Here is a 23,588-nt window from a genome sequence, read left to right as displayed (position 1 = left end):
GGGGATCAGGCGTCGAAGGAAGGTTCTTCGGAGTCCTTATCGGCATCTGCGGCTGGCGTTTCGTCGGCCGGGGTGTCCGCTGCTTCCTTGTCTGCCGTTTCAGCCGGTTTGTCAGCTGTGGAGGGAGCTGCTGGAGCGGGAGCGCCCAAGGTGGAGGGGCCGCCTGCCGGTTCGCCTTCCTTGTCGTCGTTTTCGTCGCTGCGGGTGAGGATGTCAAGAGCGAGGATGCCAAGGGCTTCCGTCATCCGGGGAGAGCGATAGTAGGATCCCATGAAGGCGGGCGTTTTGTCGTCGCGGGTGTCGTCGGCGTCGTTTTGAAGGTATTTGAGGCCCGCTTCACGGATTTCTTCGCGGCTGGCATTGAAGTTGTTGTTTTCTTCACCGTAACCGAGAGCGATGATGAGTTCTTCGTCATTGACGGTGTTGCGGTCCGTGACGAGGGTGGGGATGCCGGAGCGGACGCGGCCTACTTCCTTGACGAGGCGTTTGGTGGCATCGACATAAGCGTCCGTTTCGCCGCCCTTGTTGTCGGAGTCGTAGGAGCGGGCGAGAGCCGTTTTGTTCAGCGCGGCGTATGTGGTTTTGGCACGGTTGATTTTCGTGGCAAGTTCGCGGGCTTTGGGTGCTGCTGCTTCGGCGCTCTTGTAGTCGGTGACTTTGTCAAGGACGTCCGAGAGTTGGTTCAGCAGGTCGGTGGCGGATTGTTCTTCGTTGGTTGTGACGCGCATGCCTGCTTCTTCTTCGGGAGTGCAGGAATTGAGCGTGACGAGAGACGCCATGGCGATTGCCGGAAAGAGAAGGAGATGTTTCATGTGCGATGCAGTGTCAAATACGGGTAAAAATTTAGCAATTACAGACGGATGTGTCAAGGCAAAGTATTGCTTTTGATCAAATCAGTGTGAAAAAGGAGTCGGTTCGTTCTTTTTTGGCGGATCAGAGGTCGGGGGGGAGTGTCCATGAGGCGGGGCCTTCGAGGGTTTCCATCCAGTTGTTGAGGATTTCGACGGCGGCAGCCTGGTCGATGACGGGGCGCTGGTTTTTCGCTTTTTTGCCGGCCTGCCGGAGTTTTTCCTGTGCGGTGGCGGTGGTCAGGAATTCATCGACGTAGAGGAGGGGGATTTCGGGGAATGCTGTGTGCAGACGGTCGCCGAATAGGCGTACTTTGGCGGCAGCCGTGCCTTCGGTGCCGTCGAGGCGGACGGGGAGGCCGAGAACGAGGGTGCGGATGCTTTTTTGCCGGACAAGTGCGCCGATGCGGGCCAGAGGTTCCGTGGCGGCGAGATGGATGCTTTCGACGGGGTGTGCGAGGATGCCGGACGGGTCGGTGGCGGCGATGCCGATGCGGGCTTCGCCGTAGTCGATTCCCAGTGCCGGGTGGTGTTCGCTCACGGTTGGGGTCAGACGAGGTTTTCGGGGAGCTGGGAGACGATGTGCTTGATGGCGTCCGCATCGGATTGGCGGGCGACGAGCAGGGAGTCTCCCGTGTCGACGACGATGAGGTTTTCGACGCCGAGGAGGGCGATGTGTTTGCCCTGTGCCGAGTAGGCGATGTTGCCGCGGGCATCGCGGGCGCTGACGGGGGTGTTGGAGACGTTGCCGTTGTCGTGCTGCTGGAGGTATTTGGCGACGGAGAGCCATGAGCCTACGTCGTCCCAGTCGAAGGTGGCTTCGAAGTTGAGGACGCGGGCGGCTTTTTCCATGAGGGCGAAGTCGATGGAGATGGGGGTGAGTGCGGGGAATTCGTCGCGGATGAAGTCGGAGATGTTTTCGGTTTGCGCGAGGCGGTCGATGAATCCGGCGAGTTCGGGAGTGTGCTGCTGCAGTTCGGTGCGGACGTGGGGGATGTTCCAAATGAACATGCCGGCGTTCCACGAGTAGTTGCCTTTGGCGAGGTATTCGGTGGCGGTGGCTGTGTCCGGTTTTTCGCGGAAGCTTTGCACTTCGTAGCAGGAGTGGCGGAGTTGCGGGTCGGCGATGGCGGTTCCTCGTTCGATGTAGCCGTAGGAGGGGCAGGGCCAGGTGGGTTTGATGCCGATGGTGATGAGGGCTTTTTCCCTTCCGGCGAGCGAGAGGGCGTCCGCTGCGAGTTCGCGGAAGGCTTCGTCGTTGAGGATGAGCTGGTCGGAGGGGATGACGAGCATGTTCGCCTCCGGGCAGCGTGCGGCGATGAGGCCGATGCCGAGGGCGATGGCGGGAGCGGTGTCGCGCCGGGCGGGTTCGGCGATGATGTTTTCCTGCGGAAGTTCGGGAGCCTGCCTGCGGACTTCTTCTTCCTGCATGCCGTTGGTGAGGATGAGGATGCGTTCGGCGGGGATGAGGCCCTGAAGGCGGTCGAGGGCTTTGCGGAGGAGTGTGCCGTCCCCGAAGAGGTCGAGGAGCTGTTTGGGGCGTGTGTTGCGGGAGAGGGGCCAGAAGCGTGTGCCGCTTCCTCCTGCGAGGATGAGTGCGTATGAGTTGTTTTGCATGGCAGGTTGTCGTGGATTATCGTTTGCCGAAGCGGCGGTGGCGGGCGGCATAGTCCCGCAGGGCTGTTTCGAAGTCTTCGCGGTCGAAGTCCGGCCAGAGCCGGTCGGTGACGTGGAGTTCGGCGTAGCTGATTTGCCAGAGGAGGAAGTTGGAGATGCGCATTTCGCCCGAGGTGCGGATGAGGAGATCCGGGTCGGGGATGCCGGCGGTGTCGAGGTGATCGGCGACGGTTTGTTCGGTGATGTCCTGTGGGGCGAGTGTACCGGAGGAGATTTTTTCGGCGATGTCGCGGATGGCATGAGTGATTTCCTGCCGGGAGCCGTAGGAGAGGGCGAGGGTGAGGTGCAGGGCGGTGTTGTGCCGGGTGGCGTCCATCGCGTTTTGCAGGATGGCGCGGCTTTTGGCTGGGAGGCGTTCGAGGTCTCCGATGCAGTGGAGGCGGACGTTTTTCTTCATCATTTCCGGTGTGCGCTGTTTGATGAAGCGGTTCAGCAGCAGCATGAGGGAGGAGACTTCGATGAGGGAGCGGTTCCAGTTTTCGGTGGAGAAGGCGTAGAGTGTGAGCCAGGGGATGCCGTATTCCAGGCAGAAGTCGACGCTTTTCTGTACGGATTGTGCTCCTTCGGTGTGTCCCCTGCGGCGGGAGTGCCCGTGCCGCTTGGCCCAGCGGCCATTGCCATCCATGATGATGGCGATGTGGTGCGGGAGTTTTTCCTGCGGGATGTCAAGCATGGTGTGGTATAGAGAGAGGGTGAGGCGGCTCAGGCCGGGTCGAGTTCGATCCGCAGGTTGTCGATGATGTACTGTTTGCGGATTTCGGTGTTGTCGCCCATATAGAAGGCGATGATTTCCTTCAGGTTGTGCGCGTTTTCGAGGGTGACGCGTTCCAGTCGGATGTCGGGACCGATGAAGTGTTTGAATTCGGAGGGCGAGATTTCCCCGAGGCCCTTGAACCGGGTGATTTCCGGATTTTTGCCGAGTTTGGAGATGGCTTTTTCGCGTTCGGTGTCGGAGTAGCAGTAGATGGTCTGCTGTTTGTTGCGTACGCGGAAGAGGGGGGTCTGGAGGATGTAGAGGTGGCCTTCGCGAATGAGTTCGGGGAAGTACTGGATGAAGAAGGTGAGGAGGAGGATGCGGATGTGCATGCCGTCCACGTCGGCATCGGTGGCGATGACGATGTGGTTGTAGCGGAGGTCTTCCAGTCCTTTGTCGATGTTGAGCGCGAGGTGGAGGAGGTCGAGTTCTTCGTTTTTCTTTTCTTCGAAGAGGGCGGTGCGGGAGACTCCGAAGGAGTTGGCGGGTTTGCCCTTGAGGGAGAAGACGGCCTGAGTTTCGGCGTCGCGGGCGGTGGTGATGGAGCCGGAGGCGGAGTCGCCTTCAGTGATGAAGATCATGGTTTCCGCCGCGCGTTTGTGTTTGGTGTCGTAATGGACGCGGCAGTCGCGGAGTTTTTTGTTGTGGACTTTGGCCTTTTTGGCACGTTCGCGGGAGTTTTTCTGGATGCCGGCGATTTCCTTGCGCGCTTTTTCGGCTTCCTTGATTTTGTCTTCGATGGCTTTGGCTGCGTCCGGGTGGCGGTGCAGGTAGTTGTCGAGTTCTTTGGCAAGGAAGTTGCCGATGAAGGTGCGGATGGTTTCGCTGCCGGGGGCGATGGTGTTGGATCCGAGTTTCGTTTTCGTTTGCGATTCGAAGATGGGATCGACTACTTTGATGGAGATGGCGGCGACGATGGAGGAGCGAATGTCCGAGGCGTCGTAGGGTTTTTTGTAGAAGTCGCGGAGGGTTTTGGCGATGGCTTCGCGGAAGGCGGATTGGTGGGTGCCGCCCTGGGTGGTGTGCTGGCCGTTGACGAAGGAGTAGTATTCTTCCCCGTACTGGGTGCCATGGGTGATGGCGATTTCTATGTCCTGCCCGGTGATGTGGATGGGTTCGTAGAGGGCTTCGTCGCCCATTTCTTCGCGCAGGAGGTCGAGGAGGCCGTTTTTGGAGATGAAGCGCTGGCCGTTGAAGTTGATGGCAAGCCCGGTGTTGAGGTAGCAGTAGTACCTGCACATGCGGGCGATGTAGTCTTTCCGGAAGGTGGCATTTTCCGGGAAGATGGTGGTGTCGATGCGGAAGGCGACGCGCGTGCCGTTGGGTTCTTCGGTGGTTTCGGTGAGGTCGCTGCCGGGGATTTCGATGCCTTCGGAGAATTGGATGCGGCGGGTGGAGCCGTCGCGGTAGGCCTGGATTTCGAAGTGGGAGGAGAGGGCGTTGACTGCTTTGATGCCGACGCCGTTGAGACCTACGGATTTGGTGAAGGCTTCGCCTTCGTATTTGCCCCCGGTGTTTATTTTGGCGGCGCAGTCATAGAGGGAGCCAAGGGGGATGCCGCGGCCGAAGTCGCGCACTTCGCAGTGGCCGTCGGGCTGGAGCGTGATGAGGATGCGCTGGCCGTATCCCATGACGTATTCGTCGATGGCGTTGTCGATGACTTCTTTGAGCAGGACGTACATGCCGTCGTCGGGCATGCTTCCGTCACCCAATTTTCCGATGTACATGCCCTGGCGCAGGCGGATGTGTTCGCGCCAGTCCAGTGTCTGAATGTCTTTTTCAGAGTATCCGACTTCCATGGGGTTCGAAATTATACAGATGTCCGAATGGTTTGGCGAGTCTAAAAACAAGGAGGCTCTCCTGCAAGGTGCTGCGGGAGAGCCTCGGGGGAGGGTGGCGGTTCAGGCCGGGGTGCTCCCGGTGTACCATGCGTACATGGTGCGGATGCCTTCGTCGATTTCGACGGTGTGGCGCCATCCAAGGCCGTGCAGTTTGGAGACGTCGGTGAGTTTGCGCATGGTGCCGTCGGGCTTGGAGTCGTCGAATGCGATTTCGCCGCGGTAACCGATGATGCGGGCGATCAGTTCCGCAAGGTTTCCGATGGAGATTTCCTTGCCCGTGCCGATGTTGATGTGGCAGTTGCGCGTTTCCAGGCAGCTGCCTTTGAGGTCGGCGAAGTCGATCTGTTCCATGACGTAGGTGCAGGCATCGGCCATGTCTTCGCTCCACAGGAATTCGCGCAGGGGTTTGCCTGTGCCCCAGAGTTCGACTTTTCCGGGGAAGATGCCGTAGCGTTCGAGGAGGGAGAGTATGGTGTCGTCGTCGGCCGTGCCGCCGATGTTTTCGACGGGGCGGGCCGAGAGGTCGCTCCGGACGGTTTCCCAGTCGTTTTCATGCAGGGCTTTCGCCAGATGGATTTTGCGGATCATGGCCGGCAGTACGTGGCTGCGCTCGAGGTCGAAGTTGTCGTTCGGTCCGTAGAGGTTGGTGGGCATGACGGCAATGTAGTTGGTGCCGTACTGGAGGTTGAAGCTTTCGCATATTTTGAGCCCTGCGATTTTGGCGATGGCGTAGGGTTCGTTGGTGTATTCCAGCGGTGCGGTGAGGAGGGCGTCTTCACGCATGGGCTGCGGGACGTCTTTCGGGTAGATGCAGGTGCTGCCGAGGAAGAGGAGCTTTTCGATTCCGTGGCGGTAGCTTTCTCCGATGACGTTTTGCTGGATTTGGAGGTTGCGGTAGATGAAGTCGGCGCGGTAGGTGTTGTTGGCCATGATGCCACCGACATGCGCCGCTGCGAGGAAGACGTATTCGGGGCGTTCGCGGTCGAAGAAGTCGCGGACGGCGGCAGGGTCCATCAGGTCTAGTTCGGCATGGGTGCGGCCGATCAGGTGGCCGTACCCTTTGCGTTCGAGGCTGTTCCAGATGGCGGATCCTACGAGGCCGCGGTGTCCGGCGATGTAGATTCTGCTTTGTTTGTCCATGGTTTATCGGTTTTTTGCGACAAGTTCCATGTCGTGTTTCATCATGATGCGGACGAGTTCTTCGAAGGATGTTTTGCGTGGGTTCCAGCCCAGAAGGGTTTTGGCCTTGGTGGGGTCGCCGAGGAGTTGTTCGACTTCCGCAGGGCGGAAGTATTTCGGGTCTACTTCGACGAGGGGGCGTCCCGTGGCTGCATCAATGCCTTTTTCATTGATGCCGGTGCCTTCCCAGCGGAGTGTGATGCCTGCTTCGGCAAAGGCGAGGGTGCAGAATTCGCGGACGGTGTGCATTTCCCCGGTGGCGATGACGAAGTCTTCGGGCGTGTGGTGCTGGAGGATCATCCACATGCATTCGACGTAGTCTTTGGCATAGCCCCAGTCGCGCAGGGAGTCGAGGTTGCCCATGTAGAGTTTGTCCTGCAGGCCCTGGGCGATGCGGCTGGCGGCGAGGGTGATTTTGCGCGTGACGAAGGTTTCGCCTCGGCGTTCGCTTTCGTGGTTGAAGAGGATGCCGTTGACGGCGAAGAGTCCGTAGGATTCGCGGTAGTTTTTCGTGATCCAGAAGCCGTATTGTTTGGCGACGCCGTAGGGCGAGCGCGGGTAGAAGGGGGTTGTTTCCTTTTGGGGGACTTCCTGGACGAGGCCGAAGAGTTCGGAGGTGGAGGCCTGGTAGATTTTCGTTTTTTCCGTCATTCCGAGGATGCGGATGGCTTCAAGCATGCGGAGGGTGCCGATGGCATCCGCTTCGGCGGTGTATTCGGGTACGTCGAAGCTGACTTTGACGTGGCTTTGGGCGGCAAGGTTGTAGATTTCGTCCGGTTGTACGGCCTGAATGATGCGGATGAGGGAGCTGGAGTCGGTCATGTCTCCGTAGTGGAGGTTGATGGCGCGCTGCTGTTTCATGTCCCTCACCCATTCGTTCAGGTACATGTGTTCGATGCGGCCCGTGTTGAAGGAGGAGGAGCGGCGGAGGATGCCATGGACTTCATAGCCCTTTTCGATGAGGAATTCTGCGAGGTAGGAGCCGTCCTGTCCCGTGATGCCGGATATGAGCGCTTTTTTCTGCATGGATTTATTGGAGTGGTGTGGTTTTCGTATCGGAATCCGATCGACGTTGATTTAGGAGACAATGTTAGGCGCTTGAAGTCAATGGAAAAGAGTGTATGCTGCTCTGTGCGGCAGGTGTGTTCTGCGATGATGTGGTTGACTTTTGCATATGCGTGCTTTAGCATTTTAACGAGTCCGCGCCGTGTCGCTTGATCGGTGGCGGATCGTTTGCCAATCAAAGGTTGAGGGAGTTTTTATGGATGCATTTCTGAAAGAATGTACGTATGTCGATTTTCATTCCGATTCCGTTCGTCGGAAGGCCGATGAGTTGTTTCCGTCATGCATGGACGATGTGGACAAGGCGAGGGTAGCCTTCGAGTTCGTCAGAGACGGGATTCCCCATTCTTTCGATATCCGGGCGGAGCGGGTGACGGCGCGCGCTTCGGATGTGCTGAGGTATGGTACGGGTATTTGCCATGCCAAGGCGAATCTTCTGGCGGCTTTGCTGCGTTCGCAAGGTATTCCTGCGGGTTTTTGTTTCCAGCATATTACTCTTGCCGATGATGATCGAAGAGGGTATTGCCTGCATGGCTATAATGCCGTTTTTCTGCAAGGACGCTGGATCAGGGTCGATGCAAGGGGGAATCGGACGGGGATCAATGCGCGGTTTTCGCTGGGCGAGCCCGTGCTGGCTTTTGAGAATAGGCCTCAGTACGATGAATATGCGTTTCCGGGGATTTTTGCCGTGCCGGATACGGTGACGATGGAGATGCTCGATAGGGCCGGGAGTTTGCTGGATGTCGTGTTCGGGCTTCCGGACAAGTTGTCCGTGCAGCCTGCGGTGACGGAGTGAAGTCGGCCCGTTTCCATCATGAGCATGACATCACTGTGTCTGGCGTGCGAGGTTTGTTTATGGTAGGTAGCTGGCATGACAAAAGCGCGCCTCGCTGTGTTGGGATCCGGTTCCGGGTCGAATTGCCAGTCCATTTTCGATGCGATCGATCAGGGTACGCTGGATGCCGAGGTGGTGCTGGTGCTTTCGGATCATGAGAATGCGTATATTCTGGAGCGGGCCCGCAAGCGCGGCGTGCCGGTCGAGCTGCTTGATTGCGGAGGGTTCAAGAACAGGTTTCCGGATGAGTCGCAGGCGGCTTTGGCTGCGAAGCTGAAGGGGCTGGGTGTTGATCTGGTTTGTCTGGCCGGTTTTATGCGGTTGGTGAAGGCTCCGCTTCTGGAGGCTTTTCCCCGTAGAATTTTGAATATCCATCCGTCGCTGCTTCCGGCGTTTCCGGGCGTGGAGGCATGGAAGCAGGCTTTGGAGGCGGGAGAGAAGGAGGCGGGATGTACGGTGCATTATGTGGATGCCGGGATGGATACGGGCGAGATCGTGCTGCAGGCGCGGGTGCCCGTGTTGCCGGATGATTCGCCGGAGAGTTTGCATGCCCGTATTCAGGAGCAGGAGCATGTGCTGTATCCCGCCGCGATCAGGAAGGTGATGGGGATGGAGTGAAGTTTTTTCTCGCCGCAGGATTTTTATTGAATTTTGGATGGAGTTTTATCCGTATTGTAATAAGAAAGTTATTTGATCCGATGATGTTTATTTCCCGTTTTTACATGGCTGCGTTGCTGGTGTCTGCCAGTGCGGCATTTGCGTGGAGCGCCGATTATACGACGGCGGGTATCGAGCAGGCCAAGTCCCATGCGAAGGACGGCGGCGAGTTTCGCCGCCTGCCCGTGAGCTGGAAGGCTTCAGCCGAAGATAAGGCCAAGGCTGCGAAGGCGTGGGAGATTATCCGCGATTGGCAGGCGGACGGTGCGAAGGATCACCGGAAGCTGCATGTGGTGTACGTGACGCTGAAGGATCGCCCCGCGCTGAAGGATTACAAGGGTCGTATCGACCGTATCGTGAAGAATGTGCAGATGTTCTATGCCGACCAGATGGAGGAGAACGGGTTCCCCCCGTTGACGTTCGGGCTGGATTTGGATAAGGACGGGAAGCTGGTGGTGCACGATGCGTATCTGGATGAGCCTCTTTCCAAGTTCAACGTGAATTCTTCCGGTCCGGCGACGAGCAAGGTGGCGTTTGAGTCGCTGCGTAAGGCAGGCGTCGATCCCGGCAGGGATTATGTGCTGATTGTGGCTCAGATGCCGGATAAGGTCGGCCCCTACTACGGCGGCGGTACGTCGGAAGCCGGTGTGTGTTGGATATGCGATGCGGAGCATCTCGATCCCGTCAATTTTTCTTCGACGGAGGCTGGTCCCTATCTTTTCAAGACAGTGGGCAATGACAATACAGTGTATATCGGCGGAACGGCCCATGAACTCGGCCATTGTTTCAGTCTTCCCCATACGAGGGAGTTGCAGCGTGCCGTTGCCGGTGCATCGCTGATGGGCAATGGCAATTATTCTTATGGGGAGGAGTTTCGCAATGAGGGCAGGGGGGCGTTTCTGATTCAGAGCGATGCGTTGAGGCTGGCTTCGATTCCGCTGTTTACGGGGAAGTCGAAGCGGGCGGAAGATGCTGTGGAGGCCCGGTTGTCCGATATGACGGCGGAGCCGATCGATGGCGGCCTGCGTCTTGCGGGCAAGGTGCAGGGCAATCCTCCCGTCTATGGCTTGGTAGCCTATTTCGATCCTGCCGGTGGCGATGATTACGATGCTTCGACGACGACTTGCATTCCCGGGCCGGACGGCAGTTTTTCTCTGGATGCAGTGCGCCCCGGCTACAAGGGGAATTTCGAGCTTCGCCTTGTGATGCTTCAGGCCGACGGCAAGACGGCGACATTCAAGGCGGGGTTGTCGAGCGGCGATCAGGGGGTCGAGGTTGCTCCGTTGCAGCGCGCTCTGCTGCTGATGGATGTGGAGGCGGATCTTCGCTATAACCGCCCGGAAGCGGCACGCGCGAAGTTCGATGCTCTGTTGGTCAAGTACGGTGCAGATGCACGTTTTGTCCGCGATTTTGCCATTTGGAAGAGAGCTTTCGAGGAGGCGGGCGCTCCGCAGGGGGCGTCTCCCGCCGTGGCTCCGGCTTCCGAGCGTGAGCTGGATTTGACTGTTGCCGCTCCGGCGAAGGCTCAGGCCGGATATGGCCGCGTGTGCTGGGGGTATTGCCCGTTCGAATTGCCGTATTACAATCATGGTCCCGTGCCGGAGTTGACGAAGTATAAGCCGGGCACATTCATCCGCACGCATGCGAACGGTACGCTGACCTACGATCTGGGCGGAGTATGGAAGGAGCTGTCGCTGCAATACGGCAGTCCGTCTTTCGCCTACGGCCCGACGCGCCTGACCGTGAAAGGCGACGGAAAGGTGCTGGCGCAGACTGGCTTTGTTCGGCAGGGAGAAAACGTGCCTGTGAAAGTTTCGGTGGAAGGCGTGAAGGATCTTACGCTGGAAGTTTCGAACAATCCCGAGAAGGGCAATGGTGGATGCTCGGCCATCATTTGCGATCCGATGTTGAAGCGTTGATAGAGCCACCCTGCGGATAGATCGTTTTTTCATGAAAAACCGTCCTGCGGCCGTACTCCGGCCGGGGATGCCAGTTGCGTTCGGCGGAGGGCTGTTCGGGGTGTTGTTGCCTCTGCCTGATGTTGCGATGGATGCCTTCCCCGTTTATCCGGCAGGAAGGCTGCGGCTGCTCCGGTTCTTGTGAAAATCTGATTTTTGTCCGTTTTACCCTTGACCTGAACGGAGGCAGGGGGTAGGCTAACCGGAGCTAAACTCAAAGCGAAAGCGCTACAAATGAATATTCACGAATATCAAGCCAAGCAGCTATTCAACCGTTTCGGCGTTGCGACGCCACAGGGATTGCCTGCCAGCACGCCGGAGGAAGCCGCCGAAGTAGCGGCATCCATGGATCTCAAGGAGTATGTCGTCAAGGCTCAGGTTCATGCAGGCGGTCGCGGCAAAGGTACATTCAAGAATGGCTTCAAGGGCGGCGTGCATCTCGTCAAAACTGTCGATGAGGTGAAGGACGTCGCTTCCAGGATGTTGGGAGAAGTGCTTGTGACCAAGCAGACGGGGGAAACCGGCAAGCTTGTGAGCAAGGTGATGATCGCCGAAGCGGTGGATCTCAAGCACGAATACTATTTCGCCATCCTTCAGGACCGCGCCCGCAAGTGCCCGGTGATTGTCGCCAGCACCAAGGGCGGCATGAATATCGAAGAGGTCGCCGAGACCGATCCCGACGCGATTGTGAAGGAATACATCGATCCCGTGTTCGGACTTCTTCCCTTCCAGGCTCTCAAGATCGCCTGCGCCCTGAATCTCCGCGGCGCTCTTCTCCGCCAGGCCACGAAGTTCATTACGAACGTGTACAAGTTGTTCTCGTCGCTCGATTGTTCGCTGGTGGAAATCAATCCGCTGGTGGTGACGACGGACGATCGCGTGATGGCTCTCGACGCCAAGTTCAATTTCGATGACAATGCCCTGTACCGCCATCCCGAGATCATGGAGATGCGCGATGTGACGGAAGAAGATCCCCGCGAAGTCGAAGCCAGCCAGTACAATCTGAACTATATCGGCCTCGACGGCAATATCGGCTGCCTCGTGAACGGCGCCGGCCTTGCCATGGCTACGATGGATATCATCAAGCACTACGGCGGAGCTCCCGCCAATTTCCTCGACGTAGGCGGCAGCGCCACGGAAGAGATGGTGACGAATGCCTTCCGCATCCTGACCAAGGACGAGCAGGTGAAGGCCATTCTCGTGAATATTTTCGGCGGCATCATGCGTTGCGATGTGATTGCGCTCGGCGTGGTGAACGCGGCCCGCACGATCGATATGCAGATTCCTCTCGTGGTTCGCCTCGAGGGTACGAATGTCGAACTGGGCAAGAAGATTCTTGCGGATAGCGGTGTGGCCATCATCTCGGCCGACAGTCTGGACGATGCGGCCCAAAAGGCCGTGGCGGCTACCAAGTAATTGCCTATTGACCTTTTAACTCATTAACTGAAATGTCCGTACTTGTTGATAAAAATACGCGTCTTCTCGTCCAGGGTATCACCGGTTCCGCCGGGGCTTCGCATGCCAAGGCATGCATGGATTACGGCACCAATGTTGTCGCCGGCGTTACGCCCGGCAAAGGTGGCCAGCTCTTTGAAGGCAAGGTACCGATTTTCGATTCGGTGCAGGATGCCCGCAAAGCGACGGGTTGCAATGCCACGATGATTTTCGTGCCGCCGCCCTTTGCTGCGGATGCGATCATGGAAGCGGCAGACGCCGGGATCGAACTGATCATCTGCATCACGGAAGGGATTCCGATTCAGGATATGCAGAAGGCCAAGAAGTTCATCGAAGGCAGGAAATGCACGCTGATCGGCCCGAACTGCCCCGGCATCATTACCCCCGGCCAATGCAAGGCGGGGATCATGCCCGGCTATATTCACAAGCCCGGCCGCATCGGCATCGTGTCGCGCTCCGGCACGCTGACGTATGAAGCCGTCTGGCAGGTTTCCAATCTCGGCCTCGGACAGTCGACGTCGATCGGCATCGGCGGCGACCCCGTGCACGGGATGACCCATCTCGATGCCGTGAAGTTGTTTGCCGAAGATCCCGATACGGATGCCTTTATTCTGATCGGTGAAATCGGTGGTTCCGAAGAAGAGGAAGCCGCCGCCTGGATCAAGGACAATTGCAAGAAGCCCGTGGCCGCCTTTATCGCCGGTGCTACGGCTCCTCCCGGCCGCCGCATGGGCCATGCAGGCGCCATTGTGGCAGGTGGCAAGGGCACAGCCGCCGCCAAGCAGGAAGCCCTGCGCGAAGCGGGTATTCTGGTAGCTCCGACGCCGGGCGAGATGGGCAAGACGCTCGTGGAAGCCATGAAGCAAAAGGGTCTGCTGTAAACGCACCCGTTGCACACGATATTGAAAGCCCGCGGCCTTCCGAAGGTCGCGGGCTTTTCTTTTCAGGAAGTAGAGAGGGGAGAAAATTAGCGCCAGAATTGTTTGGCTTCCTGCCGGGTGATGCCGCTCATGTTGACGTAGCGCGTGCGCAGAAGATCGGCGGAGCGGTGCCCCATTTCCATCTGGAGCAAGGGGTAGTTGCGGAAGTATTTGGCGTGATAGCTGGCGAAGGTGTGGCGCAGGCAGTCCTGCTGCCATGTTTTGTCGAAGCCGGCGGCTTTGCGCAGCCGTTGCCAGCGGCGGCTCCAGTTGGGCGGGCAGATGGCTTTGTTGTGGTCGGTTGCGGGCCTGTACCGGCACAGCCAGCGTTCCAGGACGGGCGGGATGTGGACGTGGCGTGCACCGCCCGTTTTGGTATGCTGCGGGCGCAAGGCGATGATTTTCTCTTCGAAGTCGATGTCGTTCCATGTGAGCCTGGTGACTTCGTGAGGGCGGATGCCCGCATAGAGCATGAGTGCGACGGCAGGGGCGCAGGCGCGGTTGTGGTGGCGGCGGATCTGGCTCTGGAGCCGTTTGATCTCTTCCGGCATGAGTGCGCGGATTTCGGTTTCATGCAGCGAGGGCGCGTCGGTGCGGCCGACCGGGTTTTCATCGCACCAGCCTCTTTTCTTGCTGATGGTGAAGATGCCGTGCAGGATGGTGCGGGCTTTGTATTTTTGCCGGGTCGAGTCGAAGACGGTGTCGAAGATTTCCTGACAATCTGCGGTGGTGATGGTACGTACGAGGCGGTCTCCCAGTCCCGGTATTTCCTTCATGAGCCGCGTGGCGATCTGCCGGATTTCGGCAACGGTGCGCGGGCGGCGGTGTGCTTTGCTTTTCAGGGTGGCTTCGACGGCTTCCCGGAAGGTGACGGTTCTTTCTTCCTGCCGCATGGCGTCGGCGGCAAGGCGGATGGCTCTCCGGCAATGGGAGATGGGTTGATCGTCGCTTTCGGGACATTCTTCCATCAATTCCCGTACGATGCGTGCGGCATCGATGAGGGAAATTCCTATGGGAGCAAGTATCGATTGGGCAAGTATATGGTCTTTCGTTTTTTGCATAGTGGTTGTATTAAGCGTGAGTGCATGCTTGCAAGCACGCCTTATCATACATCATCTATGCTCTGATGGGTAAATTTATAGATTACCGCCTGTGCAAGTTTTCTGCTGAGGAATAGGGCAAGAATGACTTGTCTATGTTGATGTTATTGCCCTGAAGGCCGGGAAACGTCTACTTTCCACTTCCTGGAAAGTAGATTGATGTGCATTTTTGCCTTTTTTTCAAAATGAGGCCAGGAGCGAACGTTCATGGGCGACCATGCCGCTTCGCTCAAGGCGAAGGCCCTCGGATAGCTCATGAAGAGGGCACGGGAAAGGGTGTCGATTTGTTCTCCCCACAGGGTGCCTTCCACACCGAGTATGTGCGCTTGCGCTTCCGGAGACAGTCCGTTTCCCGGATCGAAGGAATATGTTTTTTCAAGGGGTACGATAGGGAGAATGTTGGAAAATTTATTGTCGGGGCAGTCGTTTTTCTGCTGAGGGTAGTCGAGGGAGACGTATTCGGCCGGAGCGCAGATGACCAGAAGTTTTTTCGCTTCGGCCTGCTTCAGTGTACCGGTCGCATTGTTGCTGTCCGCCGTATAGACGATGGAGCCTTCCGCATAGCTGTCGTCCAGGGAGGGATTATACCAGCGTAATGGTTTTTTGCCGTGTTGCGCGAGTAAGGTGACCATGCGTTCCGTGACGTGGCGAAGCTGGTCGTTCGGAGCCGCCAATTCGTATTTTTTTCTGTATTGGACGCAGTTGGGGCAGGTGTTCCAGTTTTCGAGAGGTATTTCTTCTCCTCCGATGTGGATATAGGGGGACGGGAAGAGTTGTTTCGATTCGTTGAAGAGGGCGTCGTAGAAGCGAAAGACGTCTTCGTTGCTGGGGCAGAGCAGATCTTTGCTTTTGCCGGGGATGGTGCGTACCTCAATGTTGTCGCCAGGGTAGCAGACCATTTCGGGATAGGCGGCGGCAAGAGCCTGTACATGGGCGGGCAGGGAGAATTCCGGGATGAGTTCGATGCGGTGCTTGGCGGCGAAGTCGACGAGGCGTTTCATATCCTCTCTCGTGTAGAAGCCGCCGTGAGGTTTGCCGTCGCCAGCGGTTTCGCTGCGTTTGGAGGCGATTCCCTGCAATCTGTCGTAGCTGGGTACGGGGAAGCGCCAGCCCTGATCGTCCGTGAGGTGTAGATGGAGTTTGTTGTATTTGTAGTAGGACATGAGTTCGATGTATTTCTCGATGTCCTCGACGCTCCAGTGATACCGGGCAGGGTCGATCATCAGTCCCCGCCATGCGTATCTCGGTTTGTCCTTGATGGTGCAGGCTGGGATGGGCTGGCCTTCGTATTTGGCCAGGTCGATGAGTTGCTGAAGGGTTTGGCGGGCGTAGTGTTCGCCGTCGGCATCTTCGGCTGTGATGGTGGTTCTGCCGGGTGCGATTTCAAGAATGTAGCTCGCCGCTCCCATGCCGGTGGGTTGGGTCATGACGACGATTTCTCCGGGCAGGGTGTCCTGTTGCCCTGCGAGATCGATGGTTTGCCCCGTGCTCGTGTATTCCAGCGGTTCCGGTATGATGTTCGTTTGCTGGGCTTGGGCATGCAGGGTATACAGCGCGATGGCGAGTATTGTCCCTATCGTTCGTATCATATGTACAGTACGATCCGCCCGTATGTGTCCTATCATCTTTTCTTGACTTTTTACGGCTGCAGTTTTAGCATTTTCAGAGATTTCAGACATGAGTGTTCCGCCTGTACCCCAGCACCCGGCCGTCGCCTTTTCGGCCGATGCCCATTTTTCCGTTCCTTTGGGGATTGCAGTGCTTTCCCTGTTGGAGTCTGCACATCCGGATACGATTTACGATGTGTATATTCTGGATGGAGGTGTGACGGATCGCGTGAGGCGGGGGATCGAGGATTTGAAGCAGAGGTTCGAGTTCCGGGTGACGTGGCTTGACGTGCGGAGCGAGTTGCTCGATTTGCCTGCCGGCGGGCGTTTTACGGCGGCGACGTATTACCGTTTTCTGCTTCCCGATCTGCTGCCGAACGAGGTGAAGCGCGTGCTGTATCTGGATGCCGATGTGCTGGTGTGCGATGATTTGACTGAGCTTTTTGCCATGGATTTGGAAGGATGCCCGCTTGCGGCGCCCGTTTGGCAGCTGGTGGGGCGCTACCGGGATACATTCGAACCTCTGATGCAGTCTTTTCACGAGCGGCTCGAAGTGCCCCGCGACGGCCTGCCCTATCATTTTGCGCAGATGCTGATGGATCTGGACGCGATGCGCCGCGAGGGGTGGCACCGGAAGCTGGTCGATTGCGCCCGGACGGCCGATCCGGCTGTTTTGGCCTGGGCCGATCAGGATGTGATGAATAAGGTGCTGCGCGGCAGGATGAAAGTGATGCCGTACCGCTATGTGGCGATTCCCCTGTTCGCCGAGGATGCGGAGCAGGGAGAGGCCGCGTGTGTGCCGCCTTTCGTGTACAGTGCGGAGGAGCTGCGGGAGGCGTATTGGAATCCGGCGATTGTGCATTATGCTGCGACGAAGCCGAACATTCTCAAGGGGAGCCTTGACCGGTACGACGAGATGTTTTTTGCGGCTTGGAGGCGTTCGCCCTGGGCAGGATGCGTGCCCTATGTGCCTGTGCGCATGATGGAGCTTGGAAGGCGGCATCCCTTGCTTGCCCGGGCGCTGATGTGCATTCCCCGGCTGTTTGTCCGCTGCCCCCGCATTCTGCGCGGTTACGGTGCGCTGCTGCAGGCTCTGGCTCCCGGCAGCCGAAAGGATTGAGCTGCTTGGTTTTCTTTCCGTTTGTCCCGCAGGTGGAATAAAAAACAACCGCAAGGCGGATACCCTGCGGTTGTATGGTAAACGAGTCTTCGAACGATAGGTTTTATCGACGAAGGCCAAGGCGTTGCAGAAGGCTCTTGTACAGAGCTTCGTCTTCGCGCTTGAGATAATCAAGGAGCTTGCGGCGGCGAGCCACCATCTGAAGCAGGCCGCGGCGGGAAGCAAAGTCATGCTTGTTTTCGCCGAGGTGGGCAGTCAAATGAAGGATGCGTTTGGTGAGAATGGCGATCTGGTAGCTGGAGCTGCCAGTGTCGTTCGCGTGCATCTTGAAGTCCTGGAGATTGATTTCGCTCATATCTTGTTATTCTTGTGTTTGGGTTAATTTTCGTGGCTGCGGCAATCGACCCGACAAGGTGGGGTGATGGTAGCAGGTTCTACGGGCATTTCAAGACAAATTCTTGCCTTGTGTCCGGAATTTACTGTGCGGCAAGCTGTTTGCAGGCTTTGACGGTGTTCGACATGAGCATGGCGATGGTCATGGGGCCAACGCCGCCCGGCACGGGGGTGATGGCTTTGCATTTGGGTGCGACGGATTCGAAATCCACATCGCCGACAATGCGGTAACCCCTCGGGCGGGTGGGGTCTTCGATGCGGTTGATGCCTACGTCGATGACGACGGCGCCTTCCTTGACGTAATCTGCCGTGACCATTTCGGGGCGGCCGACGGCGGCGATGAGAATATCTGCCGTGCGGCAGACGGCGGGCAGGTCTTTCGTGCGCGAATGGGCGATGGTGACGGTGGCATTCGCCTTGCGGGAGAGGAGGAGGTTGGCCATGGGTTTGCCGACGATCATGCTGCGGCCGATGACGACGGCATGTGCTCCCTGTGTGCAGATGCCCGCAGCTTTGAGGAGTTCCATGCAGCCGAGAGGTGTGCAGGGGACGAAGCCCGTTTCATCTTCCAGTACGAGTTTGGCGACGTTTTCGGGGTGGAAGCCGTCCACATCCTTGCGCGGGTCGATGGCGCGGACGACTGCTTCTTCATCGATGTGCGCCGGGGGCGGGCTCTGGACAAGGATGCCGTGGATGCGGTCGTCGGCGTTCAATTGCTTGATGAGGTCGATCAATTCTTCCTGTGTGGTTTCGGCGGGCATGGCCCATTTCTGGGAGTACATGCCCAGTTCGGCACAGGCTTTGACCTTGGAGCCGACATAGACTTGGGAGGCGGGGTCTTCACCTACGAGGACGACGGCGAGGCCGGGCGTGCAGCCTTGTGCGCCCATGGCTGCGATTTCCTGTTTCAGTGTGGCGAGGACTGCTTCTGCGACTGTTTTTCCTTCGATACGTTGCATGATGGTGTGGTGGTGAGAGGTGCGAAATCGGGGGCTCCGGCGCTCAGGAGGAGGTCGAGTCGTCGGCAGTATTCGTCGATTTGCTCGGGGGTGAGGTCGGGCGGAACGTGCAGGGGAGATTTCCAATACATGACGACCTTCGCGAACGGTACGGGGATCGCGAAGCGGTCCCATGTTCGGTTGATGCGCCAGTACGAGCTGTAATCAATGCAGACGGGCGAGATGGGGACTCCCGTCATGGAGGCGAGTTTGATGACGCCTTGATGCGAGCGGTAGCAGGGGCCTTTGGGGCCGTCCGGCGTGATGCAAAGATTGCCGCCGTTGCGAAGATATTTCCGCATTTCGATGAATGCAGTGGCACCCCGACGCCCGCTGGAGCCGCGGATAGCACTGATTCCGTATCTGTTGGCGACGGTTTCGAGGAGGGCTCCGTCTTTGCTGGCGCTGGTCAGGACGCACATCGGGCGCTTGATGCGAAGCTTCCGGTAGATGTAGCAGGGGATGAGGGTCCGGTTATGCCAGAGTGCGACGATGCAGGGGGTTTCGTCTCCGAGGGTGTCGGACGGGTTTTCCCTGCATGTCCGCACCCGCAATGTCGCACAAAGAGTCTGGATGGCGGCCCATAACAGGTTGCCGGCACAGCGCGTCCACCATTTCGAACGTTTTTCCGTGCTGGGATTGTATTTGGTTTCTCCTGACGCCATGATGCGGATATCGGCGAACTTGGGATGCTCAGTTGCTGTTCAGTGTGTTCTGAAATTGATCCAAGGCCGTGTTGCCGGGTTGCCCCGGATCAAGCAGCGAGGGGAAGGAGGTAGAGGGTGCGACGGGTATGTTGCCGTTGCTGTCTACAGGGCTTTTTACCGGGGTCGGGGCGATAGGCGCTTCGTTCGTTTCGCGCATTTTTCTCAATTCGACGGCCTTTGCTTCCAGCTCGTCGGCATTGTCGCCGGGTGCATCGACCGTGCCTTTCAAGGTGATGTTCAGCCACGATGTCCTATGGTCGTCATCGAAGATGGGGTCAGGGATCTGGTCGGTGTATTTTTGGGAGGTGATGCGCGTGGGTACGCCGAGGGAGAGGTTGCCTCCCAGTGTGTTGTCGGCACCGATGACAATGGAGCCTTTGGCTTCGAATACGGTGAATTCGTTCAGGTTTGCGAGGTCGATTTTCAGGCCTCCATCGGGCTGGTGCGCGAGGGTGATGTTGCCGCGAGAGAAGACCGGGGCGATGTATTTGTCCACTTTGTCCTTGGGCAGGCTGTTGATGAGGTAGGCAAATGCCGGCAGTTTGGAGATGCGGATGTTTTGCAGGGTGAGTTCGCCGTTGATTTCCGGCTGTTGGAGGCTGCCGTACGGCAGTTTGAATTGTGCCTTGACGTTGTTTTTGTTGGCGGAGACGGGGTCTTTGCGTGTCTGCGCATCCAGAAAGCCCGATATGTTCTTGTTGGTCAGGAGGGAAAGGGCGATGCCGGAGGATTCGATGTTCAAGTCGCCTTGCGGAGAGGTTCCTTCCATGGCATTGCCGGAGAGGTCGATCGTGGCGTTCAGTCCGATGTCGCCGGAGATGCTGATGTGCGAGAGTCCCGTCTGGGAGACCTGTACGGAGCCTTTCAGTGCGGTGATGGGCGTTTTCCAGCCGCGCAGAAGGAGTTCGCTGGGGAGTTCGCTGTTCTGGCCGATGTAGAGGGTGTGGTTGCCCGATGCGGTTTCGTACATGTAGGCGCTCGTTTTGATGGTGAAGGGAGCATTGTTGCCAGAGAATCCGACGATGAATTCTTTGCATGATACGCGGTTGAATTCCCACATCCGTTCGCCCGAGAAGCGGGGGATGCGAATGGTTGCTGCATTGTCGCGCAGGGTTATTTTGGCGTAGTCGACCGTCAGGATGTCGCCAGCCAGTACGCCGTTGATGTAGCTGCGGAGCCCGATGCCGCCGCGGATGCCGCGCAGTTCCACTTTTTCGATGTTGCTGTTTTCGGGGAAAGTGGCCGTGAGCGAGGTGATGCGCAATTGGAAGTTTTCGATGCTCAGTCCTTCGATTTTGACGTCTGCTCCCCACGCTTGCGAGAGTTCGGTTTGTTTGGCGGTAGCATAGGAGGGTGAGCTCATGCTTGATGCCCTTACCATGAAGAAGAGGAAGCAGGCGGCGAGGAGGATGATGAAGGAGAGGACGGAGAGGATGCTGAATTTTTTCAGGTTCCTGCGTTTTTTGTGTTGCTGTTCTTCCGCCGTCATGGCGACGCGCCGTTTTTTGGTGACGCGAATAACTTTCTGTCCGTTTTGATCGATGACGACTTCCCGGGATTTTTCGACACCGGGCTTGTTTTCCTGCAATTGGCGAATAATGGATGAGGACTGCGTGTTCGCATCCTCGCTGTTGGGAGACTGGCTCATGATAGCGTGAACAATTATTTGCTTGTCAGAGCGCCGGGGCGTTCGCCCGTGCGCGGGTCGCGGCCGGTGGGATCAATGACGTCCACTTTGGCGAAGATGATGAAGACTTTGGTTTCCTTTTCTTCACCTTCCGAGCGGAAGAATCGGCCGATGAGAGGTGCGTCGCCAAGGATGGGGATTTTGTCCTGGAATTTGACGAGGCGGGATTTGCGAACGCCACCGAGTACGAGAACATTGCCCGGAACGATGGAGACGCTGGTGTTGGCCATTTTGCTGGTGAAGATGGGTTTGAGGATTTTGTTTTCGGTCATGACGGCTTGGATGACGTCGCCGTTGTCGTTCATGACTGCCTGCGTGACGGGGGTGCCATAGTTGACAAAGCCGTCGAATTCGTTCTGGTAAGTGGTGAGGCTCAACCGGACGATGTTTTTTTCTTCATCCAGTTCGGCATCGTGGACGACGAGGGCGGTGCCGATGCCGTCACCCGGATTTTCATTGTCGCCGCCGTATTTGATGAAGGAGTTCGGGAAGGCCGGTGTGACCAGAGGGACGTTGATGCGTCCGCGGACGTCGAAGTTCTGTCCGCCGATGTTCACGCCGTTGCGTGCAAAGGGCATTTGCGTTTGGGCGATTTGCGGCTGATCGTACGATTCCGGGTAGAACATGACTTTCATGTCCGAGAAGATTGTCTGCTCGGCGCCCGGTTTGACGACGAGTTGCGGATTGCCCAGAATGTCGGTGCCTTTTTTCTGGTTCAGGCCGTGCATGATGACGGTGACGTCCGCCACGGACCAGATGCCTCGCGCTGCAAGGATGGCCGGTGCGCGTTGTGCGCTGGCGCCGGAGAAGCCTGCCGAAGATCCTGCGGCGATGAGTTTGTCGATGGAGTCCGTCTGGAAGACCTGGCCGCCGCTGCGCAAGCCGGCCGAGACGACGGGCGCACTGTTGGTGACGGTGCCGAGGACGGGTACCTGGTCCATGATGCCGTCCGCAGAGGGGGATTTCTGGGGTGTGCCGCCGCCGCCGAAGGTGTGGCTGCCGAAGGAGATGTCGACAAGCCAGTCGAAGCCGAGTTCATTGAGCGTGCTTTCGTTGACTTCCATCATGGTGACGTTCAGCACGATTTGGCGATCCGGCGATTCGAGGGAGGAGACGATTGTCTGGATGTCCTGCAGGTTGGTGGGCGTGTTGCGGACGGTGAGGGACCATGAAGCGGGCAGGTACTGGACGGCGGAGCCGGGCGGGAAGGTGATGCCGTGAGCGGCAAGTGAGCGTTTCGGGTCGACTCGGGAGATGGAGACGGAGTTTTTGGATTCCGTCGAGAAGACGTCGGAGGTGTCGTCTTCGTCGGTCGGGGCTTCGTTGAAGAAGCTCGGCGGTACGCGGAAGGTGCGTGTTTCCAGTGGGCCCGCATCCCGGCCGGAGTAGGTGAATTCGAGTCCTGCGGTCGTGGGGTAGTATGCCGTCCCCGTTTTGGCGGAGATGACATCGAGCAGGTTTTTCAGCGAGATGTTGGTGAGGTCGAGGCTGACGCGCCGATCCATGATCTGCTTGTACAGGGGGCTGCCGGGGGCTCCGAAGTTGGTGTTGATGTTGACTGAGACGGGGCTGCCCGAGTTTTCGGAGTACAGGCGGATTTGCGCGCGGACGACTTCCATCGCTTCGTTGATGTCGGCGTCTTCGAGGTTGATTTTGCTGATGTTGACGGAGGACAAAAGTTTGTCCATGTCGGATTCCTGTACGCGGGCGTCGCTGCCGATGTCGGCGCCGAGGTTGTCGGCGGGCAGTTCGTCCGGGGGAATGGGTTCCTCCCATGCTGCGGAGACGTCTGCAAGCGCCTTGGAGCGTGCACTGTTGCGGGCTGCCGTGTAGTAGCGCGCTTTGGCGTTGGATGTTTTTTCCATGCCCTGCTGCGCAGCGGTGTTGTAGGAGTCGATGCGGAGGACGTCCTGGAAGGTTTTGTAGGCTTTGTCGAATTGTCCGAGTCCGTAGTATCCGTAGGCAAGGGCGAGCAGGCGGTCGACTTCGGCGATGTTGCCGATGTGTTCCGGTGTGATGGCGGGGTTGTTGCGTACGGAGTCTTCCAGTTTGCTGAGGGCGTCTTTAACGGCAAGGCTGGAAGGGTTGTGCCGGAGGGCGTTTTGCAGGAAGACCCGGGCTTCGTCGTAGCGGCCTACGGCCGTGTAGTCGTGGGCTGTGGCAAGTTCGGCATCGGCAAGGCTGAGGAGGAGGAAGGCACGGCGGTCTTTGGTGGCAGGGGCGTCGGGCAGGGCTTCGAGGGCCTGCGTGTAGAGGGTGACGGCTGTGCTGTATTTCTTGGCGGCATAGGCATGGCGGCCTTCCTCCAGATATTGCATGGCTTCGGCTGTGTCGTCCTGTTTGTGGGCGGCCGTTTTGGCGTTGAGGTTGAGGGCTGCCGGGCTGACGTGGGCGCAACGATTGTACCGTTCGCTGATTTGGGCGATCAGCTGCGGCGAGGATCCCTGTTGTGCCATTTTCAGGGCTTCTTCGTATTTTTTCTGCGCTGCCGCGATTTGGTTGCTGCAATAGAGGGTGTCCGCTTCCTGTGTGAGGGCAAGTGCCTGACTGTCAGAAGTGTTCCCTCCAAGGGCCACCGAGGATGCGGCAAGCAGCAATACCGAGCCGACATACGAGAAAGCTTTGCGAGAGTACGGGACAAACATAAATAGCGGGGGTATCTTACACAATTGATCCGGTCAAGTCACTCGAAAAACTCACTTTTTTGAATTTTTCTCGGGCGGATGCTGCGATAAAACCCGTCCGGTGAACCGGACGGGTTTTGAAGGAGAGGCAATGTGACCGCTTGCC

At 58.0% G+C, this 23,588-nt stretch carries 20 protein-coding genes; 6 read left to right on the top strand and 14 right to left on the bottom strand.

Annotation, left to right across the window (positions count from 1 at the left end):
• Positions 1-5 precede the first annotated feature (5 nt).
• From PYTT_RS04000 to gmd, 7 genes are all read right to left on the bottom strand, one after another.
• Complete coding sequence (locus tag PYTT_RS04000; protein WP_067773621.1) at positions 6-812, bottom strand: hypothetical protein; 807 nt, start codon at positions 810-812, stop codon at positions 6-8.
• A 121-nt stretch (positions 813-933) separates the two neighbouring features.
• Positions 934-1,389 carry a Holliday junction resolvase RuvX gene (ruvX, locus tag PYTT_RS03995; RefSeq protein ID WP_083076508.1) on the bottom strand — a complete coding sequence of 152 codons (456 nt, stop codon included), beginning with the start codon at positions 1,387-1,389 and terminating at the stop codon, positions 934-936.
• Positions 1,390-1,397: 8 nt separating this feature from the next.
• A complete protein-coding gene (locus PYTT_RS03990) occupies positions 1,398-2,465 on the bottom strand; it encodes a mannose-1-phosphate guanylyltransferase (RefSeq protein WP_067773624.1) in 1,068 nt (355 codons plus the stop codon).
• 16 nt (positions 2,466-2,481) lie between these two features.
• Positions 2,482-3,198, bottom strand: coding sequence for an undecaprenyl pyrophosphate synthase (locus PYTT_RS03985; protein WP_067773627.1), 717 nt, complete (start codon positions 3,196-3,198; stop codon positions 2,482-2,484).
• A gap of 29 nt (positions 3,199-3,227) precedes the next feature.
• Positions 3,228-5,078 carry a DNA topoisomerase IV subunit B gene (locus tag PYTT_RS03980; RefSeq protein ID WP_067773630.1) on the bottom strand — a complete coding sequence of 617 codons (1,851 nt, stop codon included), beginning with the start codon at positions 5,076-5,078 and terminating at the stop codon, positions 3,228-3,230.
• 102 nt (positions 5,079-5,180) lie between these two features.
• Complete coding sequence (locus tag PYTT_RS03975) at positions 5,181-6,260, bottom strand: GDP-L-fucose synthase family protein (RefSeq protein ID WP_067773632.1); 1,080 nt, start codon at positions 6,258-6,260, stop codon at positions 5,181-5,183.
• Positions 6,261-6,263: 3 nt separating this feature from the next.
• The gene (gmd, locus tag PYTT_RS03970; RefSeq protein WP_067773635.1) at positions 6,264-7,325 is read right to left on the bottom strand and encodes a GDP-mannose 4,6-dehydratase; all 1,062 of its coding nucleotides are present in this window, start codon (positions 7,323-7,325) and stop codon (positions 6,264-6,266) included.
• Between the two features lie 235 nt (positions 7,326-7,560).
• On the opposite strand from gmd, the gene PYTT_RS03965 reads away from it, so the two are divergent.
• The 5 genes from PYTT_RS03965 to sucD all read left to right on the top strand — a co-directional run bounded on the left by PYTT_RS03965 (position 7,561) and on the right by sucD (position 13,147).
• Positions 7,561-8,157 (top strand): transglutaminase-like domain-containing protein, encoded by a 597-nt coding sequence (locus PYTT_RS03965; protein WP_067773638.1) that lies wholly within the window; start codon positions 7,561-7,563, stop codon positions 8,155-8,157.
• 75 nt (positions 8,158-8,232) lie between these two features.
• A complete protein-coding gene (gene purN / locus PYTT_RS03960; RefSeq protein WP_067773640.1) occupies positions 8,233-8,814 on the top strand; it encodes a phosphoribosylglycinamide formyltransferase in 582 nt (193 codons plus the stop codon).
• Between the two features lie 80 nt (positions 8,815-8,894).
• A complete protein-coding gene (locus PYTT_RS03955) occupies positions 8,895-10,772 on the top strand; it encodes an NPCBM/NEW2 domain-containing protein (RefSeq protein WP_067773642.1) in 1,878 nt (625 codons plus the stop codon).
• A gap of 273 nt (positions 10,773-11,045) precedes the next feature.
• Positions 11,046-12,227: an ADP-forming succinate--CoA ligase subunit beta gene (gene sucC / locus PYTT_RS03950; RefSeq protein ID WP_067773644.1), complete on the top strand. Its 1,182-nt coding sequence runs from the start codon at positions 11,046-11,048 to the stop codon at positions 12,225-12,227.
• Positions 12,228-12,259: 32 nt separating this feature from the next.
• A complete protein-coding gene (sucD, locus tag PYTT_RS03945) occupies positions 12,260-13,147 on the top strand; it encodes a succinate--CoA ligase subunit alpha (protein WP_067773646.1) in 888 nt (295 codons plus the stop codon).
• Positions 13,148-13,233: 86 nt separating this feature from the next.
• On the opposite strand, the gene PYTT_RS03940 is transcribed toward sucD, so the two are convergent.
• Positions 13,234-14,247, bottom strand: coding sequence for a tyrosine-type recombinase/integrase (locus PYTT_RS03940; protein ID WP_067773649.1), 1,014 nt, complete (start codon positions 14,245-14,247; stop codon positions 13,234-13,236).
• A 143-nt stretch (positions 14,248-14,390) separates the two neighbouring features.
• A complete protein-coding gene (locus tag PYTT_RS03935) occupies positions 14,391-15,875 on the bottom strand; it encodes a beta-N-acetylhexosaminidase (protein WP_067773652.1) in 1,485 nt (494 codons plus the stop codon).
• An 88-nt stretch (positions 15,876-15,963) separates the two neighbouring features.
• Here PYTT_RS03935 and PYTT_RS03930 point away from each other — a divergent pair, with 88 nt between their 5' ends.
• Complete coding sequence (locus tag PYTT_RS03930) at positions 15,964-17,013, top strand: glycosyltransferase family 8 protein (RefSeq protein ID WP_067773655.1); 1,050 nt, start codon at positions 15,964-15,966, stop codon at positions 17,011-17,013.
• 103 nt (positions 17,014-17,116) lie between these two features.
• On the opposite strand, the gene rpsO is transcribed toward PYTT_RS03930, so the two are convergent.
• The 5 genes from rpsO to PYTT_RS03905 all read right to left on the bottom strand — a co-directional run bounded on the left by rpsO (position 17,117) and on the right by PYTT_RS03905 (position 23,443).
• The gene (rpsO, locus tag PYTT_RS03925; protein WP_067773658.1) at positions 17,117-17,368 is read right to left on the bottom strand and encodes a 30S ribosomal protein S15; all 252 of its coding nucleotides are present in this window, start codon (positions 17,366-17,368) and stop codon (positions 17,117-17,119) included.
• 121 nt (positions 17,369-17,489) lie between these two features.
• Positions 17,490-18,365, bottom strand: a complete 876-nt coding sequence (folD, locus tag PYTT_RS03920) for a bifunctional methylenetetrahydrofolate dehydrogenase/methenyltetrahydrofolate cyclohydrolase FolD (protein ID WP_067773661.1) — start codon at positions 18,363-18,365, stop codon at positions 17,490-17,492.
• Positions 18,314-19,069, bottom strand: coding sequence for a lysophospholipid acyltransferase family protein (locus tag PYTT_RS03915; RefSeq protein WP_067773664.1), 756 nt, complete (start codon positions 19,067-19,069; stop codon positions 18,314-18,316). The genes folD and PYTT_RS03915 overlap by 52 nt, the downstream gene beginning before the upstream one ends.
• 28 nt (positions 19,070-19,097) lie before the next feature.
• The gene (locus PYTT_RS03910; protein ID WP_067773667.1) at positions 19,098-20,759 is read right to left on the bottom strand and encodes a hypothetical protein; all 1,662 of its coding nucleotides are present in this window, start codon (positions 20,757-20,759) and stop codon (positions 19,098-19,100) included.
• 14 nt (positions 20,760-20,773) lie between these two features.
• Entirely contained in the window at positions 20,774-23,443 is a 2,670-nt protein-coding gene (locus PYTT_RS03905; protein ID WP_067773670.1) for a secretin GspD/PilQ domain-containing protein, read from the bottom strand.
• Positions 23,444-23,588 lie beyond the last annotated feature (145 nt).

Origin of the sequence: Neoakkermansia glycaniphila (genome assembly GCF_900097105.1) — a bacterium.
In the GTDB taxonomy this organism is placed as follows: Bacteria; Verrucomicrobiota; Verrucomicrobiia; order Verrucomicrobiales; family Akkermansiaceae; genus Akkermansia; species Akkermansia glycaniphila.
The sequence above is the reverse complement of the archived record's forward strand: the minus strand, read 5'-3'. Positions and strand labels throughout refer to the sequence as shown.

Coding starts and splice junctions, on each gene's coding strand:
- PYTT_RS04000 (WP_067773621.1), bottom strand. CDS start 812: ATGAAACATCTCCTTCTCTTTCCGGCAATCGCCATGGCGTCTCTCGTC.
- PYTT_RS03990 (WP_067773624.1), bottom strand. CDS start 2,465: ATGCAAAACAACTCATACGCACTCATCCTCGCAGGAGGAAGCGGCACA.
- PYTT_RS03985 (WP_067773627.1), bottom strand. CDS start 3,198: ATGCTTGACATCCCGCAGGAAAAACTCCCGCACCACATCGCCATCATC.
- PYTT_RS03980 (WP_067773630.1), bottom strand. CDS start 5,078: ATGGAAGTCGGATACTCTGAAAAAGACATTCAGACACTGGACTGGCGC.
- PYTT_RS03975 (WP_067773632.1), bottom strand. CDS start 6,260: ATGGACAAACAAAGCAGAATCTACATCGCCGGACACCGCGGCCTCGTA.
- gmd (WP_067773635.1), bottom strand. CDS start 7,325: ATGCAGAAAAAAGCGCTCATATCCGGCATCACGGGACAGGACGGCTCC.
- PYTT_RS03965 (WP_067773638.1), top strand. CDS start 7,561: ATGGATGCATTTCTGAAAGAATGTACGTATGTCGATTTTCATTCCGAT.
- purN (WP_067773640.1), top strand. CDS start 8,233: ATGACAAAAGCGCGCCTCGCTGTGTTGGGATCCGGTTCCGGGTCGAAT.
- PYTT_RS03955 (WP_067773642.1), top strand. CDS start 8,895: ATGATGTTTATTTCCCGTTTTTACATGGCTGCGTTGCTGGTGTCTGCC.
- sucC (WP_067773644.1), top strand. CDS start 11,046: ATGAATATTCACGAATATCAAGCCAAGCAGCTATTCAACCGTTTCGGC.
- sucD (WP_067773646.1), top strand. CDS start 12,260: ATGTCCGTACTTGTTGATAAAAATACGCGTCTTCTCGTCCAGGGTATC.
- PYTT_RS03940 (WP_067773649.1), bottom strand. CDS start 14,247: ATGCAAAAAACGAAAGACCATATACTTGCCCAATCGATACTTGCTCCC.
- PYTT_RS03935 (WP_067773652.1), bottom strand. CDS start 15,875: ATGATACGAACGATAGGGACAATACTCGCCATCGCGCTGTATACCCTG.
- PYTT_RS03930 (WP_067773655.1), top strand. CDS start 15,964: ATGAGTGTTCCGCCTGTACCCCAGCACCCGGCCGTCGCCTTTTCGGCC.
- rpsO (WP_067773658.1), bottom strand. CDS start 17,368: ATGAGCGAAATCAATCTCCAGGACTTCAAGATGCACGCGAACGACACT.
- folD (WP_067773661.1), bottom strand. CDS start 18,365: ATGCAACGTATCGAAGGAAAAACAGTCGCAGAAGCAGTCCTCGCCACA.
- PYTT_RS03915 (WP_067773664.1), bottom strand. CDS start 19,069: ATGGCGTCAGGAGAAACCAAATACAATCCCAGCACGGAAAAACGTTCG.
- PYTT_RS03910 (WP_067773667.1), bottom strand. CDS start 20,759: ATGAGCCAGTCTCCCAACAGCGAGGATGCGAACACGCAGTCCTCATCC.
- PYTT_RS03905 (WP_067773670.1), bottom strand. CDS start 23,443: ATGTTTGTCCCGTACTCTCGCAAAGCTTTCTCGTATGTCGGCTCGGTA.